This window comes from Angustibacter sp. Root456 (genome assembly GCF_001426435.1).
Taxonomy (GTDB): Bacteria; Actinomycetota; Actinomycetes; order Actinomycetales; family Angustibacteraceae; genus Angustibacter.
The window spans coordinates 1-17,212 of the sequence record NZ_LMER01000004.1 but is presented as its reverse complement, the minus strand read 5'-3'; the positions used below and the strand labels follow the sequence as shown (position 1 = coordinate 17,212).

At 70.8% G+C, this 17,212-nt stretch carries 16 protein-coding genes; 3 read left to right on the top strand and 13 right to left on the bottom strand.

Features of this window, described 5'->3' with window-relative positions; translation table 11 throughout:
• The first annotated feature begins 40 nt into the window (after nt 1-40).
• The gene (locus tag ASD06_RS04400; RefSeq protein ID WP_056673778.1) at nt 41-1,390 is read left to right on the top strand and encodes a nitrate/nitrite transporter; all 1,350 of its coding nucleotides are present in this window, start codon (nt 41-43) and stop codon (nt 1,388-1,390) included.
• Between the two features lie 18 nt (nt 1,391-1,408).
• Here ASD06_RS04400 and ASD06_RS04395 read toward each other — a convergent pair whose 3' ends face one another.
• The 7 genes from ASD06_RS04395 to ASD06_RS04365 all read right to left on the bottom strand — a co-directional run bounded on the left by ASD06_RS04395 (nt 1,409) and on the right by ASD06_RS04365 (nt 9,323).
• Entirely contained in the window at nt 1,409-2,029 is a 621-nt protein-coding gene (locus tag ASD06_RS04395) for a hypothetical protein (RefSeq protein ID WP_200941881.1), read from the bottom strand.
• Nucleotides 2,030-2,045: 16 nt separating this feature from the next.
• Nucleotides 2,046-4,202, bottom strand: a complete 2,157-nt coding sequence (locus ASD06_RS04390) for an ATP-dependent DNA helicase RecQ (RefSeq protein ID WP_056673775.1) — start codon at nt 4,200-4,202, stop codon at nt 2,046-2,048.
• A 91-nt stretch (nt 4,203-4,293) separates the two neighbouring features.
• Complete coding sequence (locus tag ASD06_RS04385) at nt 4,294-5,106, bottom strand: DUF1206 domain-containing protein (protein WP_200941880.1); 813 nt, start codon at nt 5,104-5,106, stop codon at nt 4,294-4,296.
• Between the two features lie 108 nt (nt 5,107-5,214).
• A complete protein-coding gene (gene arfB, locus ASD06_RS04380; RefSeq protein ID WP_056673772.1) occupies nt 5,215-5,637 on the bottom strand; it encodes an alternative ribosome rescue aminoacyl-tRNA hydrolase ArfB in 423 nt (140 codons plus the stop codon).
• Nucleotides 5,634-6,653 (bottom strand): 1-acyl-sn-glycerol-3-phosphate acyltransferase, encoded by a 1,020-nt coding sequence (locus ASD06_RS04375; protein ID WP_056673769.1) that lies wholly within the window; start codon nt 6,651-6,653, stop codon nt 5,634-5,636. The genes arfB and ASD06_RS04375 overlap by 4 nt, the downstream gene beginning before the upstream one ends.
• Complete coding sequence (locus ASD06_RS04370) at nt 6,653-7,495, bottom strand: patatin-like phospholipase family protein (RefSeq protein WP_056673767.1); 843 nt, start codon at nt 7,493-7,495, stop codon at nt 6,653-6,655. The genes ASD06_RS04375 and ASD06_RS04370 overlap by 1 nt, the downstream gene beginning before the upstream one ends.
• A 13-nt stretch (nt 7,496-7,508) precedes the next feature.
• A complete protein-coding gene (locus ASD06_RS04365; RefSeq protein WP_235502211.1) occupies nt 7,509-9,323 on the bottom strand; it encodes a DNA polymerase in 1,815 nt (604 codons plus the stop codon).
• A gap of 104 nt (nt 9,324-9,427) precedes the next feature.
• Between ASD06_RS04365 and ASD06_RS04360 the strand changes: the two genes are divergently transcribed.
• Nucleotides 9,428-10,639, top strand: a complete 1,212-nt coding sequence (locus ASD06_RS04360) for a hypothetical protein (RefSeq protein WP_056673764.1) — start codon at nt 9,428-9,430, stop codon at nt 10,637-10,639.
• Here the strand turns inward: ASD06_RS04360 and ASD06_RS04355 are convergent.
• On the bottom strand, nt 10,627-11,181 hold the full coding sequence (locus tag ASD06_RS04355; RefSeq protein ID WP_056673761.1) for a hypothetical protein: 555 nt from the start codon (nt 11,179-11,181) through the stop codon (nt 10,627-10,629). The two genes, ASD06_RS04360 and ASD06_RS04355, sit on opposite strands and share 13 nt — an antisense overlap.
• A gap of 227 nt (nt 11,182-11,408) precedes the next feature.
• Here ASD06_RS04355 and ASD06_RS04350 point away from each other — a divergent pair, with 227 nt between their 5' ends.
• Entirely contained in the window at nt 11,409-11,813 is a 405-nt protein-coding gene (locus ASD06_RS04350; RefSeq protein ID WP_157371510.1) for a hypothetical protein, read from the top strand.
• Between the two features lie 7 nt (nt 11,814-11,820).
• Here the strand turns inward: ASD06_RS04350 and ASD06_RS04345 are convergent, their stop codons facing one another.
• The 5 genes from ASD06_RS04345 to ASD06_RS19095 all read right to left on the bottom strand — a co-directional run.
• A complete protein-coding gene (locus ASD06_RS04345) occupies nt 11,821-12,576 on the bottom strand; it encodes a potassium channel family protein (protein WP_056673756.1) in 756 nt (251 codons plus the stop codon).
• Between the two features lie 12 nt (nt 12,577-12,588).
• The gene (locus tag ASD06_RS04340) at nt 12,589-13,770 is read right to left on the bottom strand and encodes a hypothetical protein (RefSeq protein WP_157371509.1); all 1,182 of its coding nucleotides are present in this window, start codon (nt 13,768-13,770) and stop codon (nt 12,589-12,591) included.
• A gap of 227 nt (nt 13,771-13,997) precedes the next feature.
• Nucleotides 13,998-14,216 (bottom strand): hypothetical protein, encoded by a 219-nt coding sequence (locus ASD06_RS18755; protein ID WP_157371508.1) that lies wholly within the window; start codon nt 14,214-14,216, stop codon nt 13,998-14,000.
• A 1,373-nt stretch (nt 14,217-15,589) separates the two neighbouring features.
• On the bottom strand, nt 15,590-16,414 hold the full coding sequence (locus ASD06_RS04335; protein WP_157371507.1) for a hypothetical protein: 825 nt from the start codon (nt 16,412-16,414) through the stop codon (nt 15,590-15,592).
• Between the two features lie 505 nt (nt 16,415-16,919).
• Nucleotides 16,920-17,212: hypothetical protein (locus tag ASD06_RS19095; RefSeq protein WP_162248038.1), on the bottom strand; the 293-nt coding region annotated here is incomplete at its 5' end.

Genomic DNA, 17,212 nt, shown 5'->3' with positions numbered 1-17,212 from the left:
CGCGGTCGCGTCGAGCGGTGCGCTGCTCGACAATAGGGCCGTGACCGACCCCACCCGCACGCGTGCACCGCGCGGGGCGTGGCTCGTGTGGGGCGTGGGTGTCCTCGCCTACGGCACGGCGGTGCTGCAGCGCACCTCCCTGGGGGTGGCGGGCATCGCCGCCGCCAAGCGCTTCGACGCCTCAGCGAGCGTGCTGGCGACGTTCGCCGTGCTCCAGCTGCTCGTCTACGCGGGGCTGCAGATCCCGGTCGGCGTGCTCCTCGACCGGTACGGCGCCCGGCGGCTCATCGTCCTCGGCGGGCTGGTCATGGTCGCCGGCCAGACGGTGCTGGCCCTCGCCGACACCATGGGCCTCGCGGTGCTGGCGCGGGTGCTCGTCGGCACCGGCGACGCCATGACCTTCGTGTGCGTGCTGCGCCTGGTGACGGCGTGGTTCCCCGCCCGCCAGGTGCCGCAGCTCACCCAGATGACCGGCATCACGGGTCAGCTGGGGCAGATCGTGAGCGCGGTGCCGCTCGTGGCGCTGCTGCACGGGCCGGGCTGGACCACCACCTACCTCATCGCCTCGGCCGCCGGACTGGTCGTGACCGGGCTGAGCCTGCTGGTCCTGCGCGACGCGCCGCCGGGGCAGGACGTGCAGCGGCACTCGCCCTCGCTGCGCGAGGTCGGCCAGCAGGTCGGCGCGGCCTTCAGCCACCCCGGTACGCGGCTGGGGCTGTGGACCCACTTCACCACCCAGTTCTCGGGCACGGTCTTCGCCCTGCTCTGGGGATACCCGTTCCTGGTGTCGGGGCAGGGTCGCTCCCCGCGGGTGGCCAGCGCGCTGCTGACGGTGTTCGTCATCACGGGCATGCTCGCCGGACCCGTGTTCGGCACGTTGGTGGCCCGCCACCCGCTGCGCCGCTCGTGGCTCGTGCTCGGCACCGTAGGGTTCACCGTCACCGCGTGGACCACGGTGCTCCTGTGGCCGGGGCGCGCGCCGCTGTGGCTGCTCGTCGTGCTCATCGTGGCCGTGTCGGTGGGCGGTCCGGGCTCCATGATCGGGTTCGACTTCGCGCGGACCTTCAACCCCGTGGGCCGGCTCGGCAGCGCCACGGGCATCGTCAACATCGGCGGCTTCGTCGCCTCGCTGCTGACGATGTTCGCCGTGGGTGTGGTGCTCGACGCCGTGGCTCCGTCGGGCGGCGGTACGGGGCGCGCGGCGACCTACGACCTCGGCTCGTTCAAGCTCGCCTGGTCGGTGCAGTACGTCGTGTGGGTGGTCGGAGTCACCGGCATCCTGGTCAGCCGGCACAAGGTGCGGCAGCGCCTGGCGCAGACGGGCGTGGTCGTGCCACCGATCCGCGAGGCGATCGCCCGCGAACGTCGCGCCCGTCGCGCCCGTCGCTAGGACGAGCACGCCGTCGGCTCAGAGCTCGAGCGTCGGAGGCTCGCCGCGAAACCCCACCCGCTGCAGGTAGGCCGTGCTGTCACGCATGCCCGTCGGCGCGACGGCCCGCCGGAAGCCGTGACCTTCGAACAGGTCGCTGCGGCGGTAGACGAACTCGCCGGGCGTGAAGTCGCGGTACGGCGGCGCCACCCAGTCGAGCGCGACCTGCGCGGTGCCACCACCGGCGTCCCGTGCGACCACGACGCCGACCAGTTGGTCGCCCTCCACGACGAGGGCGGTCAGGTCGGCCCCGGCGGTGCCGGTGAAGGCGGGTGCGGTGAGGGCGATGTCGTCGGCGTGCGTGCGCAGCACGTGGGCGAGGAAGGCGTCATCGGGCCGCACCTCGACGACGCGGTAGGCCGCCGCGTCATGGCGCGTGGTCAGCAGGCGGCGCAGCTGCACGACGTTGATGACGGCGAGCGCGGCGTTGAGCCCGACCATCGGCCAGACGCCCAGCACCGCGTTAAAGGCGGTGAGCACCAGCGACCCGGCGAGGTTGAGCCAGCGCAGACGCAGGATCCGGCTCTGCAGCAGCGACCACACGACCAGGGCCGAGCCGGCCCAACCGACGGACTCCAGAACAAGATCAGCGACGTCCACGGGGCGAGCCTAGGGCTCAGCCGGCGACGGCGAGCGCGAAGGGGAGGACCTCGTCGGCGCCGTGCCGGCGCAGCTGCTGCGCGGCCACGGTGAGGGTCCACCGCGAGTCCACGACGTCGTCGACGAGCAGCACCGGGCCGCGCGTGGCGGCCAGACCGGCGCCCAGCCGGTCTCCGACCGCCAGGCGGCCCCACACGCCAGCGAGCCGGAAGGCGCTGTTGCCCCCCGCCTCGCCGGTGGGTCCGCCATCGACCAGGTCGAGCGGCCCGAGGTCGGTGAGGCGACCGAGCTCGGCGAGGCCGGTGGCGAGCGAACGCACCAGCTCGGGGCGGCGGCGCGAGGGCACCCAGGCCACGGCCACCGGACGCTGCGCCCAGTCCCAGTCGCGCAGGACGCCGGCGCAGGCCCGCAGCACCGCGTCGGGTACCGGGGCGTCCGGCGCGGCGAGCAGCTCGCGCAGGCGTTGGCCCCAGCCCAGGTCGGTGAGGCGGGCCAGGGCCCGGCCGGTCGCTGGCCGCTCGTCGGCGGAGATCTTGCCGGACTCCTCGACCCCCAGGCGGGCCATGCCGCTCGGCCACTGCGCGCGCGGCTCGAGCTCGACACCGGCCCGGGCGAGCCGTTCGCCCGCCCGCTCTCGCGCCGCGTCGGGCACCGACTCGGCGTACCAGGGCGGCGCGCACCGGTCGCACCGGCCGCACGGGCGGGCTGAGTCGTCGTCGAGAGCCGCCTGCAGGAAGGCCATGCGGCACGCGGGGGTCGCCTCGTAGTCGAGCATCAGCTGCTGCTCACGTCGCCGCGCGTCGTCCACCCGCGCGTAGCGGTCGGCGTCGTACACCCACGGCGTGCCGGTGGCTATCCAGCCGCCACTGACCCGCTGCACGGCGCCGTCGACGTCGAGCACCTTGAGCAGCAGCTCGAGCCGGGTGCGGCGGACGTCGACGACGGCCTCGAGGGCGACGGTGGACATCGGCCGGCCGGCCTGCGACAACGCGGTGAGCACCGCCTCGGCATCCGGTTGGCGCGGCATCGAGGCGCTGGCGAAGTAGGCCCAGATGTCGCGGTCCTCCACGCCGGGAAGCAGCAGCACGTCGGCGCGCTCGGTCGCGCGCCCGGCGCGGCCGACCTGCTGGTAGTACGCGATGGGCGACGACGGCGCCCCCACGTGGACGACGAAGCCGAGGTCGGGCTTGTCGAAGCCCATCCCGAGGGCGCTGGTGGCGACCAGGGCCTTGACCTCGTTGCGGCGCAGCAGGTCCTCGGCCTCCACGCGATCGGCAGGATCGGTGCGGCCGGTGTACGCGCGGACCGCGAAGCCGGCGTCGCGGAGCAGGACGGCGAGGTCCTCGGCGGCCGACACGGTGAGCGTGTAGATGATGCCGCTGCCCTCGAGCTCGCCGAGGTGCGCCACCAGCCAGGCCAGCCGGTGCTCGGCGGTCGGCAGGCGAAGGACGCCCAGCCGCAGGCTCTCGCGTGCCAGCGGCCCCCGCAGGGTCAGCACGTCGTGGCCGCCGGCCCCCAGCTGCTCGGCGACGTCGGTGACGACCCGCGCGTTCGCCGTCGCGGTGGTGGCGAGAACGGGGGTGTCCGCGGGCAGATCGGTGAGCAGGTCGCGGATGCGCCGGTAGTCCGGCCGGAAGTCGTGCCCCCAGTCGCTGATGCAGTGCGCTTCGTCGACGACGAGGAGCCCGCAACGGGCCGCGAGGTCGGGTAGCTGCTCGGCCCGGAAGCGGGGGTTGTTGAGCCGCTCGGGGCTCACGAGGAGCACGTCGACCTCGTCGGCCGCCAGCGCTGCGCTCACGGCGCCCCACTCGTCCGCGTTCCCGGAGTTGATGGTGACCGCCCGCACGCCGGCCCGTGCGGCCGCCGCCACCTGGTCGCGCATGAGGGCGAGCAGCGGCGAGACGATCAGCGTCGGGCCGGCACCTGTCGCTCGGCGCAACGCCGTCGCGACGAAGTACACCGCCGACTTGCCCCACCCGGTGCGCTGCACGACCAGCACGCGCCGGTGGTCGACGACCAGCGCCTCGATGGCCTCGAGCTGACCCTCGCGGAACTGCGCGTCCGGCCGGCCGACGAGCGTCGCCAGCACGGCGGACGCCGCCGCGCGGACGTCGGCCGGAGCGTCCGAGGAGCCGGGAGTCGGCGGGTCGGTCTGAGTGCTGGATGAGGTCACCTGAGGCACCGTACGTGAGCCGGCCGACAGCCGGGTCCACGACGGCCCGGCCTGTGGACGAAGCGCGGGGCGCCGTCGCCCTGTGGACGAGCTAGAAGCGGGCGCGGCGAGCCCGGGCGAAGGAGTACAGCCCGTACGCGGCCAGCCCCAGCGCCACCAGCGTCAGCAGGACGCCACCGAGCGGTTGCTCGCGCAGGGTGCGCAGCGCACCGTCCAGGCCGGTGGCCTTGCTGGGCTGCTGGCGCGCGCCCGCGATGCAGAACAGCACACCGACGATCCCGAGGGCGATGCCCTTGGCGACGTACCCGGCGAGCGCCAGGTGCTCGACCACCGCGCCCGGGTTGCCCACGAGGTCCTGGCGGAACTTCTTCGTCACGCCCTTGTAGACGTGGTAGCCGCCGACGCCGATCACGGCGAGTCCGACGCACACCACGAGCACGCGGCCGCCGCTGTGCGACATCAGCGACGCCGTGAAGTCCCGGCTCTGCTTGCTGCTCGATGACCCCGAGCCGCGCGCGAACGACAGGGTGCTCACCGCCAGCACGAGGTAGACCACGCCCTTGGCGAGCGCCTTGGCGCGTGGACCGAGCTGCTCCTTGACGTCCCCGACGCGGGGGAGCAGGGCCTCGGTCACCTGCCACACGCCGAGCGCGGCGAACCCGACGACCCCGACCCACAGCACGACCTCGCCCCAGCCGTGGTGGGCCAGCAGGCTGAGCGCGCCGGACTGGTCGGCCTTCGCGCTGGGCCGGGTCCAGGCCACCTGCACCGCGATGTACGCGATGAGCAGGTGCAGTACGCCGGAGACGACGAAGCCGACCCGTGCGGCCCGCTCGAGCCACGGCGACTGCGAGACCTTCCGAGCGGCCTGGCCGGCGCTGGCCGCGATGCTGTCACCGCTCACGGTTGCTGCTCCTTCATGACTGCCTCCACCTGGCATCGCCCCGAGCGGGACGATCATGGCGCGTCCGGCGCTGCTTCGCCCGGTGAACCTGCGGGCGCGGGACGTTCATCATTCGCTCGGCGGCCGCCGCAACCGCTTGGTCTCACCCCGCTGGGTCTTGGTCTGGAGCCGGCGGCGCTGCGAGCCCAGCGTCGGGCGGGTGGGCCGGCGTCGGGCCGGGTCGGGCGCGAGCGCCTCACGCAGCAGCTGGGCCATGCGCCGCGCGGCGGCGTCGCGGTTGCGCAGCTGCGAACGGTGCTCGGAGGCGACCACGACGAGGCGTCCGTCGACGACGCGACGGGCCAGGCGCTGCAGCACGCGCTCGCGCTGCTGCTCTGACAGCACGGACGACCCCGTGACGTCGAACGCCAGCTCGACCCGCGAGTCCGTCGTGTTGACGCCTTGGCCGCCTGGGCCGGACGCCCGGCTGAAGCGCCAGGTCAGCTCGGCGTCGGGTACCTGGAGGGTGCGCGTGACCTGCAAGCCGGTCATGACGCAGCCGGTGCGTCGCGGTGCTCGTCGATCCAGTCGTCGATGCGCACCCACCAGTGCTGCAGCCACTCCAGGCGCTCCTGCTCGGTGGCGGGCACCTCGTCGGCCGCGACCTGCCACCACCGCATCCGGATCGTCTGGTCGAGCGGCAGAGCGTGCCACACGTCGGCGACGGACATCAGGTGGTCGGTGCCGGTGTGCGCGACCCAGACCACGTCGGCGTCCGGGGCGGCCCGCAGCGCGGCGAGGACGCCACCGGGTCGCAGCGGCAGCACGTGCCGCAGCTTCTCCGCGCGCTCCGCGGCGTCCAGCAGGCCCTTGGCCCGCAGCCGTGCGATGGCCCGCGCCTGCCGGCGCCGGGTGAAGTTGCCCCCCTCGGGGAAGATCACGAACGCGTCGTCGTGGTCGAGGTTGGTGGCGAGCTGGGCGATCTGGCGCTCGACGGCCGCGCCGTCGTCGGGGTGCGGACGGATGAACCGGTTCGGCAGGCGACCGAGGAGCACGTCGATGGCGGGGTCCCACTGCAGGGTGTCCTTCAGCACGATGCGCGGCTCGCGGTCGTACCAGGTGAGCAGCGCGTGCACGAGCAGGAAGGAGTCGCCAGGGCCCGCGTGCCGGCTGAACACGAGCAGCGGCCGGTCGTGGTAGCTGGATGGTGCGGGCCCCTCGACCTGCACCTCGACCCCGAGCACGCGCCGAGACTCGCGATACATCACCGACAGGTAGAGCTGCACGATGTCGTAGTGCGCCCGCTCGAAGCGGGGACGGCGGATGGCCCACCCGAAGCCGCTGGCCACCCACAGGGCCAGCAGCGCGACCAGGATGCTCGCTTCGAGCACGAGGTGGACCAGCACCAGCCAGCCGACGCGCAGGGGACGCCACGTGGCTCCCGGCAGGATCGGTGAGGCGGCCGCGAGCAGCACGAGCCACAGCGGCAGGGCACTCACCGCGGCCAGGGCGGCCAGGATCATGACCGGTGCGAGCACGCCCCGACGCACGATTGTCGGGGGGAGCATCAGCCGGCCACCTGCTCGAGGTAGGCGGTCGTGGCCACCCGCGCCTGCTCGATGCGCCGGGGCACCTGGGCGGTGCTGCGGTAGCGCAGGCTGGCCAAGGGGGTCTCGGGGTCACCGGCCGGCAGCACGTGCACTGCGACGTGGTCGGGCACCTCGGCGAGGTCGCGAGCGAAGCGATGACGGCGCGCGATCTCGAAGGCGACGGTGGCGACGTCCCAGGGGCGCGTCGGTGCGGTGAGCGGGCGCTCGACGCGGCCCACCTGCAGGACGTAGACCGTGCGTGCCCCGCGCTCGATCGCCCGCGCGATCGGTATCGAGTTGACCAGACCGCCGTCGAGGTAGTGCTCGTCCGCGACGCGCACGGGCGGGAACAGCCCCGGGACGGCGCACGAGGCCAGGATCGCCTCGACGAGCGGCCCGTCGGTGAACCAGTGCTCGGCGGCGCGTTCGATGGAGGCCGCGCAGCACTCGAACGGCACCTGAAGGTCGGCGAACCCCAGACCGTCGAGCCGGGCCTCGAGCAGCGAGCGCAGGGCCTGGTTGCCGTGCAGGGCGGTGGGCAGCCGAGCCAGGTGCCGCAGGCGCTCGCCCGGTGAGCCACCGAAGACCGCCGAGCCCGACATCGAGCGCCACACGCGTGCGATCTGCTCCGTGTCGTCGGGCGCCGCAGCGTGCAGCGCGCCGTTGATGGCGCCGACGCTGGTGCCGACGACGAGGTCCGCTCGCACCCCGTGCGCGTGCAGCGCCTGCAGCATGCCGACCTCGCTGGCTCCGAGGACCCCTCCACCGCCGAGGACGAAGGCGACCTCGACGCCGCGCTCGGCGGTGGTCGGTGAGCTCATGGTGTCGATGCTGTCACCCCTTGGCCTGCGACCACCGCTGCACCACCCGGACGTCGGCCACGAACCGCACACCGCTCGACGGCGCCCAGGCGGCGGCGACGTCGTCCAGGGTGCGGTGCAGGAGGTGGGCCACGGCCTCACCCTCGTGGTCCGGGGCCAGCACCAGCAGCTCGTCGTGCAGGCACAGGACGACAGTGGCGCCGAGGGACTGGGCGGCCGAGCGCACGGTGACCGCCCACGCCTTGAACAGCTCGGCGGCCGAGCCCTGGACCACTGCGTTGCGCGCGAAGCGGCCGCGCGCGCCGGCGAGGGCGGCCGCCTGCCGCTCGTCAGCCGCGGGCGCGGGGGTCCACATGGGCACGCGGCGGCCGCCGTGGGTGAGCACCGCCTGACCGCCGCGACCCGCGTCGCTCGCGCGGCGCAGGTACCGCATCGCCACCGGGTAGGCGAGGTCGAGGCCCTTCAACGCTTCTCCGGCCGTGCCCGACGTCTGGCCGTACATCGCGGCCAGCACTGCGACCTTCGCGACCGCTCGCTCGACCCCGAGGCGCGCCGCGACGGGGGCGTAGAGGTCGTCGGCCGCGGTGGCCGCGGCCAGGGCGCGGTCTGCGGACACCGCGGCGAGCACGCGCGGCTCGACCTGGCCGAGGTCGGCTCGCACCAGCACCTGCCCCGGCGGTGCCGCGACCGCTGACCGCAGCTCAGCCGGCAGGTTGTGCAGACCGGCACCGGCGGTCATCCGGCCGGCGGCCCCGTCACTGGCCTGCCAGTCGCCGCGCAGGCGGCCGTCGGCACCGATGTGCCGGTCGATCCAGTCGTAGCCGTAGGTGGTCGCTATCCGGTCGCTCTTGCGCCAGGCCAGCAGCGCGGCAACCAGGGGGTGGTGCTCGCGCCAGGGCTCCAGCCGCCACGACCGCGTGTCGGGGACCTCGATGCCCACCCCGCGCAGGGCCTCGCGCACCTGGGTGGGGTTGCGCAGGTCGGTGCCTGACGCCTCGCCGCCCGGGAGGTGCTGCAGCACCGCCCGGTCGCGCTGCCGCCGGGCTGCGGCGGCCTCGGCCGGGCTGCGGGGTCGTGGCCCCACCGCCTCGGCCACGAGCCGGTCGAGCTCGGGCCCGTCGATCGGCAAGCCGTCGCGCTCGAGCTCGACGCACAGCAGCGCGGCCGCCGACTCCGAGAACGCGGTGCGCAGGGGATCGCCGCCGACGCCGGGCTCGTGCGATCGGTCGTGCAGGAGCCGGTGCTGCGCGAGCTGGGCCCGCAGGGCGAGCGTCGCCCAGACCGTGAGGCGGTCGAGATCGCGCGCCCACCCGCCGTCGACCCACTCGGCTCGCAGGTGGCCGGTGCCGTCGATCGCCGCTGCGCACGGGTCGTCCGCAGGCGCGGGGCGACGCGCCGGTGGGGCGCTGGCCGCGGGAGCGAGCAGGTCGAGCTGACCGGTGCGCGGACGGCTCGCCGCGTCGAGCCCGTGCAGCGCGGCCCACACCGTGCCGGCGTCGTCGGTGCTGCCTCCGGCCAGCAGCCGGTGCACCGCGGCGAGGTCCCAGCAGACCCCCAGTCGGCGGCCCGCGTCGGCGAGCGGGCCCGCCGTCGTGGCGGCGCACCACCACACCCACCGGGGACGCAGCGCCGCGTCGACCGCTGCGATCGCGCCGGGGTACTGTGCGGCGCTGAAGGCGACCGCGTGCGGGCCACCCACCACGACGGCTCCGGTGCGCGACTCCACGGCCAGGCCCATCGGCTGACCACGGCGCACGCCCGCTGCAGCCCACGCCTCCAGGGCGGCGGAGACGTCGGCGTCGGGCCGCACCGTCGGCTGGGCGCTCACCCCTTGATTGTGCTGCCCCGCACCGACAGCCACCGCCGGCTCGCCGAGGACCCGACGACCTTTCCTCGACCGAGTCTTTACCTGCTCTTGGGCGAGGACGTCCTGTGACGCGTGCCACACTCGCCGCACTGCTGATCTTCGAGTTCGGGGAGCCCCGGATGACGCTGTCTGGCCACCACTCACGCCCGTCCAGGTGGAACCGGTCGACCCGGTGGCGGCGGGGGTGGGCGCTCACGGTCACAGTGGCCGCCGTCGGCGCCGGCGCGCTCACCGGCGCGGCCCCCGCGAGCGCCGCACCCTCGGGCAGCCCGTGGGTCGTGTCACTGGGCGACAGCTACATCAGCGGCGAGGCCGGTCGCTGGGCCGGGTCCTCGAATGCCAGCACCACTCCTGCGGACGCGCTGGGCTCCACCGCCTACTTCGACAACGCCTCCGGCACCGGTGAGCAGATCGCTCGCTGTCACCGCAGCAAGGCCGCCGAGATCAGCATCGGCGATGGCGTCAGCAGCGCCAACCTGGCGTGCTCGGGCGCTCGCACGGCCACCTTCACCGACTCCAGCGGCTACTTCAAGCCGGGCCTGGACTTCTACAGCGACGCCTCGGGTCGGCAGGGCCAAGCCGCTGCCCTGCGCGAGCTGGCGCGCGACCACCGCGTCTCGATGGTCGTCGTCTCCATCGGCGGCAACGACTTCAACTTCGCCTCCGTCGTCCAGAGCTGCGTCACCGACTGGCTCACGTCGTCGTCGTGGTGGCCCAACTACTGCAACGACGACGCGTCGGTGAAGGGGAATTTCACGTCGTCGAACGAGGCAGCGGTCTCGGCGAAGATCGCGCGGGCCCTGGGCAACGTGCGCACCGCCATGCGTGACGCCGGGTACGCAGACGGCGACTGGCGCCTGCTCGTGCAGACCTACCCCTCGCCGCTGCCCACGTCGACGGCGGCCCGCTACCCGCAGAGCGGGTACTCGCGCCAGAGCGTCGGAGGGTGCGGCTTCTGGAACCGCGACCTGGACTGGGCCAACGGGACGGCCTTGCCGGTGATCAACCGGGCCGTGCGTTCGGCGGTCACGTCTGCGGGCCTGACCAACGCCGCGGTGCTCGACCTCTCGACCGCGTTCAACGGGCGGCGGCTGTGCGAGAAGGGGGTCGGCCTCTACGAGGAGGTGGGCCTGACGTCGTGGCGTCAGGCGGGGGCCGTCGACCACACCGAGTGGATCAACCAGATCCGCACGGTCAGCACGGTGTTCGGGCCGTACACCATTCAGGAGTCACTGCAACCGGACTTTGTGTCTGGGAACTTGTCTCAGGCTGCTTGAGCAGCGCCTCCCGGTTCCGCAAGCCCCGCTCTCTCCACCTCGCGCCGTACAGCCCTCACGGTCTGCCGGGCAGCAAGCGCGCAGAGCCCAAGCAGCACGGGCCAGAGCAGCCACACCGGCAGCCATGCGACGACACTGGGCCAGCTCTGGAGCAGGACTCCGCCGAAGACCCACGGCAGAGCGTTGGCATCGACTACGGCAGCCTCAGCCTCGGCCTGAGTGAGCCGCCGTTGGAGCTCCTCCACCTGGGCCGATAGTCGCTCGGCCCTGTCGTTCAGCTCTGCCCGCAGCTCGTCCAACTTGGCGTGGTGGTCCTTTCGCAGCTTATCTACTTCCGCTCGCACGTCGTCGAGCTTGCGCTGGAGCTGGGTAACCCTCGCGTGCACCGGCTCTGTGTCCGGCAGCCATGCCACCACGACGGAGACGGAGCCGCTTGCGGACATGGTGACCGTCGCCGATGCGCTAATGCCAGCGATCCGAACGCTCGCACTACTGAGCCACCGGCCAAGCCAGGGCACCTTCTTGAGCCAGGTGCTCGCCATCCTCGCGCGAGCTCGTCGTGGCGCTCGGCGCAACCAAGTCCAAGAGGACCGAACGGCGTGCACTGTGCCGGAGGGTGCGACCAGGAAGACCCCTGCCAGAGTGAGCGCGGTTCCGACTCCTCGCACGAGCTCTATTGACGTTGGCACGGCCACAGCGTTCCAGAGGGGACGCCCGGACATGCGGCAAGTAGGGGAGGGTGTCGCCCTGCCTGGCTACCGTCGTCGGCATGACTGACCTTGACTCCTGGTGGAGCAACCTCAAGCCCCAGACTCGCGAAGCCCTCATGGCGGACCCCTACGGCCCCGTGCCCACGGACCTAGCGACAGAAGTAGCGAAGGCAGGAGCCCCGCTCTCGGCGGCATGGTGGACCGAGAGCCAGAGCGGCCCTGACGCCTGGCACCTGCCAGGGGAGGCCGCCCGCTACGTCGAGCGATGGACGCTCTGCAAGGCGTACACGGACGCCGTAGAAGCACACCGCAGGGGCATTGAGGAGTTCTTCGCCATTGACGATGCCAGCCAGCCCATCCGGCTTCCGAACCGAACCATCACTGAGGAGTCCATACAGGAGCTAGCGCGGTTGCAGGAGGCGGAGGCTGCCGCCGAGACTGCCTGGCTGAACGCTTGGCGGTGACATGGGCCTACCGCTCGTGGTCCGTTACGTGCTCCAGTGCTTGGCGCAGTGCCCGCACTTCGGCGGTCAGAGCTGCGACGTCGCGACGAGTGGCAGCCTCGCTCTCCTCCTCCACCTCGCGCACCTGTTCGAGCAGCCAGGACGCCAGCGAGGCGGTCACCACGCCGAGCAGGGCGATACCCGCCAACATCAGACCAGCGGCAATCAGCCTGCCCGTCCCGGTGACAGGGAAGCGGTCGCCGTAGCCAACGGTGGTGACCGTCGTCATGGCCCACCACAGGGCATCAGGGAACGTCTCGATACTGCTGCCCTCGTGTCCTCGCTCAGCGTCGAGCACCGCCAGCGATGCCACGAGTAGCACGAGGGAGGTAGACCCAGCGACGTACACCGCGACCCGACCGCGCAGCGATGCTCCGGCGTACCGGTTGAGGACGCTCAGCAAAGTCACGAGTCGCAGTAGGCGCAGGGGCCGAAGCAGCGGCAGTGCAATGACGGCCAGGTCGAGAAGATGCGATCGAACGAATTCCCAGCGCGCTCCGCTCAGCGCTAGCCGCGCCAGGTAGTCCACGACGAACAAGGCCCACGCGAGCCAGGTCGTCAGTCGGCACAGCCGTAGCATGGGCGAGGACAACTCAGGGTCCAGGATCGGCAAGGCGTAGGCAAGGAGAAAGGCCACAGCAGCAAGGGTCAGCGGCCAGTCCGCAGCCGCTTCCCATGGTGCGCGTCGGTCGACATCCGGCTTCGCTTTCTGCGCGTAGCTCATCCGGGGCTCCCCTTATGCGCCATTGCGCTGAAGGCGGCGGCCCAGCTCGACCAGGTAGAAGAGGTCGTGACGCTGTACTTCATGTTGGCCATCGCCTCGGGCGTGGATCCCCTTGATCGCGCTCCCAGCGAGGGCAGACGCGAGAGGTAGCGCCCCTCCCGCCACCTGGAGCCATCCGGACAGGTGGGACAGAGAAGTGAAACCCAGGGTGATTGTGCTGCCAGTCGCCCCTGCCACGACGCTGGACACGTCCTCGGCCAACGAGCGTGCGACATCACGGACTAGCCCATGCTCTGCCAGTCCCTCCCTCAAATCCCTCAGCGTTGGATCGACCTCGACGGTCCAGAGGTCGTCAATCTCGGCCTCCAACTCCGGATTGACCGCGCTGACGTTCATCTGCGCCGACATCTGAGCCACACTCCGCCTGTATCTCGACAATGGATCGTCGAGGTCAGAACGGAGGTCGATGAGCTCATCCAAGGGGACGCCGGGGAACGCGGGAAGGCGTGCCACAAGGCCGCTCCCAATCGCCGCACGGCCAGCCTGGACCATGGTCAACGTAGAAGGCTCGACCTGCCCCTCGTTGATGAGGCTCCTCACGAGGTCCCTAATCTGCTCGTCGAACAAGAGGTGAGCGGACGTATTCCTGAGCAGGCCCCGAAGGATGTCCACGTACCCGGCAGTGAAGGACTCAGCATCCGCACCCTTGTCCAAGCCGGACGGGGACAGCGTAAGAAGGCCCGCATCGAACGCGGCGGTGAGCTCGTTGGCTCCCGAGTCTTGGATCATGCCTGCTGCGACCTGTTGCATCTCAGAGGCAGCTTGCCTGAGCCGTTCCCGAAACTCTTTGGACGCCGACCGCGCCTCTTGGGGGACTGGTTGGCCTGCCAGCGACTCCACTAGGTCCCATTCCTCGTCACCGAACGCAGCCATTCTGGAGAGGACTTCGCGCCAGTTCTCAGGCAGTTCACTAGCACCCAGGTGAGCGATTGTCCCGTCGTCCAGCGACGTAAGGAGGCCCAGAAGGTTCCGCTCATCCCCGTTCGCGAGCGTCGCTACATTGGCCAACATGGCCGCCCCCGGGCTGACCAATTGAACGGTATCCGCATACAAGATGGCCGATCGCACAAGGAGGAGATCCCGCTCCATTGACGGCCCATTGAAGTCGGCGTATGGCGCTGTCGCGATCACCACGTTCAAAGGTGTGGGGCCGCCGCGTTGGCGCCCAGGACGCGTGCGGCGGTTCGGGCGTCGAGATTGCTTTCCCATGTTGTCCCCCTGGGACGATCTACCGAGCGCTGTGGCGCGCTGGAGTCTGCCACGGGAAGCCGCTGAGGCGGCGCAACTGCGCGGGCCGTCCCTCGATCGGTGGCCGCCCTATCGGCGGCTGGCAGTCGGATGCGCGGCGGCTGGGAACAGGTTCAGGGTTCCGGCACTTGCAGCGCGCCCGGACCAAACACCCAAGTTCCCTCCACCCCCTCCAGTTGGAGGGTGAACCAGTAGATCGGCTTGCCTCGCTCGCGGCCCCAAGAACGGTTGACTATGACGCCGTGCCGTAGCCGGCTCGGCTCCTCGTAGTGGTTCCACACTGTTACGCGGTCACCAACTTGCCACTTCTCGCCCCAGCGCTCCTCCGGCATGCCAGAAGGATAGGGGGGGGAACCCTTGGGGGAGATTTGCGTCGACCGCCACGTCTTAGCGCGCGAGGTCCTGCCACGGTTTGAAAGTCGATGTGTCGACACCCGGCGGACCTGGAGGGTGGCTGTTCACGTTCTCGCAGAACGGAAGGCGGTCGACAGTGCCCTCATCCTGCGTCCGTTCTGGCCCGCAGATAATGGACACATCCGAAGGTTCAGGCAGTCAGTCCGGCTATTCAGCTGGTAGTTGTTCGAGTATTTCCTGAGCTTGCGCCCGAGCTTGAGCGTCGAAGCATGTCGGGTTGCCGACGATCACTTGCCCTGCCAGACGCATGTCGTGGCGCCAGGCCGCCCGAGCATCACGGAGCGGCATGACGTCGGCTGGACTGGCCGGGTTGCCGTTAAGGCTATGCCGGTCGATCGCAGATCGGTCTTCGTTGGCGGCTTCGAGGTATCTCTGCGCCGTTGCCTTGGGGTCGGTGCAGGCGTCCGTCGACTTCGTGGGTGCAGCGCTGGCGCACCCGGACACCGCAAGCATCAATCCAACCGACGCGACGCCTAGAGCGCGCATCGTCAGCCGACACCTGGACACGCGCACGTGAAACTGGGCGCCCAGTCGACGGTTCTTGCGCGAGCAGCGTGGACCCATGGACAGGCCAGGAAGTGATCTCCCTTGTCCCAGACGCCGAGCTTCCACGGCTCGTCACCGCAGACAATGCAGACCGGCTCAGGTCCATTCGTCCAGGGGAGGCTTCGGACAGGCATCTCTCCCTTTAGCTGAAGGGTCCCGCAACTGTGGCACCAGCCGACGTCCACTCGCGGTTCCGAGTTCACCTCACTCATGCGGGAAAGGGTAGGGCCGTCCGGGCCACCCTCGGTGGCCTTTGCTCAAGGCGTGCCGTGGGGTCGCGACGCTGGGTTGAGGATTGCATGTTCGACCTGTGTCTCACAGGTGGGGCACAAGATGGGTCGATCACTCGGCAAGTCACCCCTCCTGAGTCCTTCTCGGGCGCCTAGTCGACGTTGCCGCTGGGGTTGGGGTGGGGAGTACGAGCAGACTGCCAACGTTGTAACCGCGACGGACTGGAGCTTGTCCTGGGCCGCTCTATGGAGAGCTCAGCCGTCGTCAGCGGCGAGAGTGGCAGGAAGCCGAGCACGACAGAGGAGCAGGGCTCTTGCTGTCGTCAGCGATGCGCTCCTGGCACTCAGAGCAGCGGGCTCCGTCCTGCTCCTGCCCGATCCGCGCGGAGCCAGCGGCGAGCCGTGCCGCCTCTGCCTGGCGTAGTGGCGAGCGCACAGCTCACGGCAGTAGGCCGGAGCCTCGCAGTCGAGCAGCTCACAGACAGCCTCACTCCTCGCCGCTGCCGTCGTGGTGCTCATGCCGCTGTGGCCCTAACAGGCGCCAGCGAGTCGAAGGTGAAGCGAGCGGCCACGAGCGAGCCAGTCGGCTGGGGCTCGTGCAGCACAGCCTCTGCCGTAGTGCAGCGCCCCAGGTAGGCCACGGCCTCGCCAGCGGTGCTCTCGATCTGGTCCCGCACCACCTCTAGCGCGTGGTCGAGCGTGGTCCCTCGTCCGTTCCTCACGTCGAGCACCACGAGCAGCTCGCGAGTGACTAGCTGGCCTTCCTGGCGCACGTTCAGGCTGTGAGAGTGGACCGTGCTCCACACGTTCAGCGAGCCACCACGGCAGCACTTGGCGGCAAAGGTGCTGGCGAAGCCAGAGCGAGCGTGCTGGGGGACAGGGCCAGCGCCAAGTACCGGCAGGGGAGCGGCAGCGGTGACGCTCCAGAGGTGGGACTGGAGGAGGAGCCCAGCTCGGGTGACTCGCTCGGACACGGGGCCATGCTCGATCTTGCGAACGTCGCCGCTGGGCTGACTGACCAAGCCCTCCCGCACCCAGCCGAGCCCGCTGGTGAGCCGTCGAGCGTCCAGCCGGAAGGGTCGCTCAGACGGAGAGAAGATCAACACTGAGGCTGTGCCGTGCACGAGCCCGTTGATCGTGTCCAGCCGCTCGCCGGACTCGCTCAGCCGCACCTTCGCCGCTGGGGTCGAGCGCGGAGCGCGAGCAGCCTTGCCAGGCGGTGCCACCTCGACGGAAAGAAGCTTGCCCTGGGCGGCTCGACGGACGAGCTCAGCCACAGCCGGGGCAATGGTCGGTGCTTGCTCGACGGCGCTGGAGCTGGTGGTGCTGGTGTTCGTCACTTGATCTTCTTCCTTGGTGAAGCCCGAGCCCTCGGTAGGGCTGGGCATGACGAAGGCCCCTGCCGTCGTGGCGAGGGGCCTGGGTGGTTGCTGTCTGGGTAGTGCTGCACTGGAGCTGACACAGCCTCAGCGGCTGAGTACGGGCTGAGAGGTGTGTGGGCAGGGTTTGAGGAGGGTTTCTGCCCTCTCAGGTACAGAACACCCGGCAAGGGCCATCAGGCCCTGAAAGCCACTCCCCACGAGCTCTGAGGGGGCGCCGAGCTGGCCCCCAGGCTGAGCAAGCGGACTAGGGGGCCTGGACGGCCCCACCTGGGCAGCGGCGAAACGTTGAGGCAGCGGCAGACCTAGAGGGCAGCGGCGAAGGGCTAGGGGAGTCTCGCCAGCGCAATGGGGCCGAAGGCCTCACAGGGGCTTGCCCCAAGTGGCTAGCTGCGATGGGGGCCGAAGGCCCCACAGAGGAAGCCTGCTAGCTCTTCATCCCTTCGCCGCTGCCCTTGGCCGTGGCTCAGTCGTCGAAGCTCGGCACGAGCGAGAGTGCCTGCTCTCGCTGCTCCAGCGCCTCGCGCTCGATGAAGTTGAGCGGTTCTCCACGAGCTGCCTTCGCCGCTGCCTCGCTGGCGAAGCTGGCCCCAGCCTCGTTCCACACCTCGTCAAGCTTGGCCTTCTGTTCTGGTGTCACTTCGTCTTCCGCCCTAGTGGGTTGGTCTTCTGGGTTGGTTACTGGGTTGGTACTGGTGTCGGCGACGCCTGAAAACTGACCCTTGAGCGTCGGCTGAAAATGGACCCCCCTCGGCCACG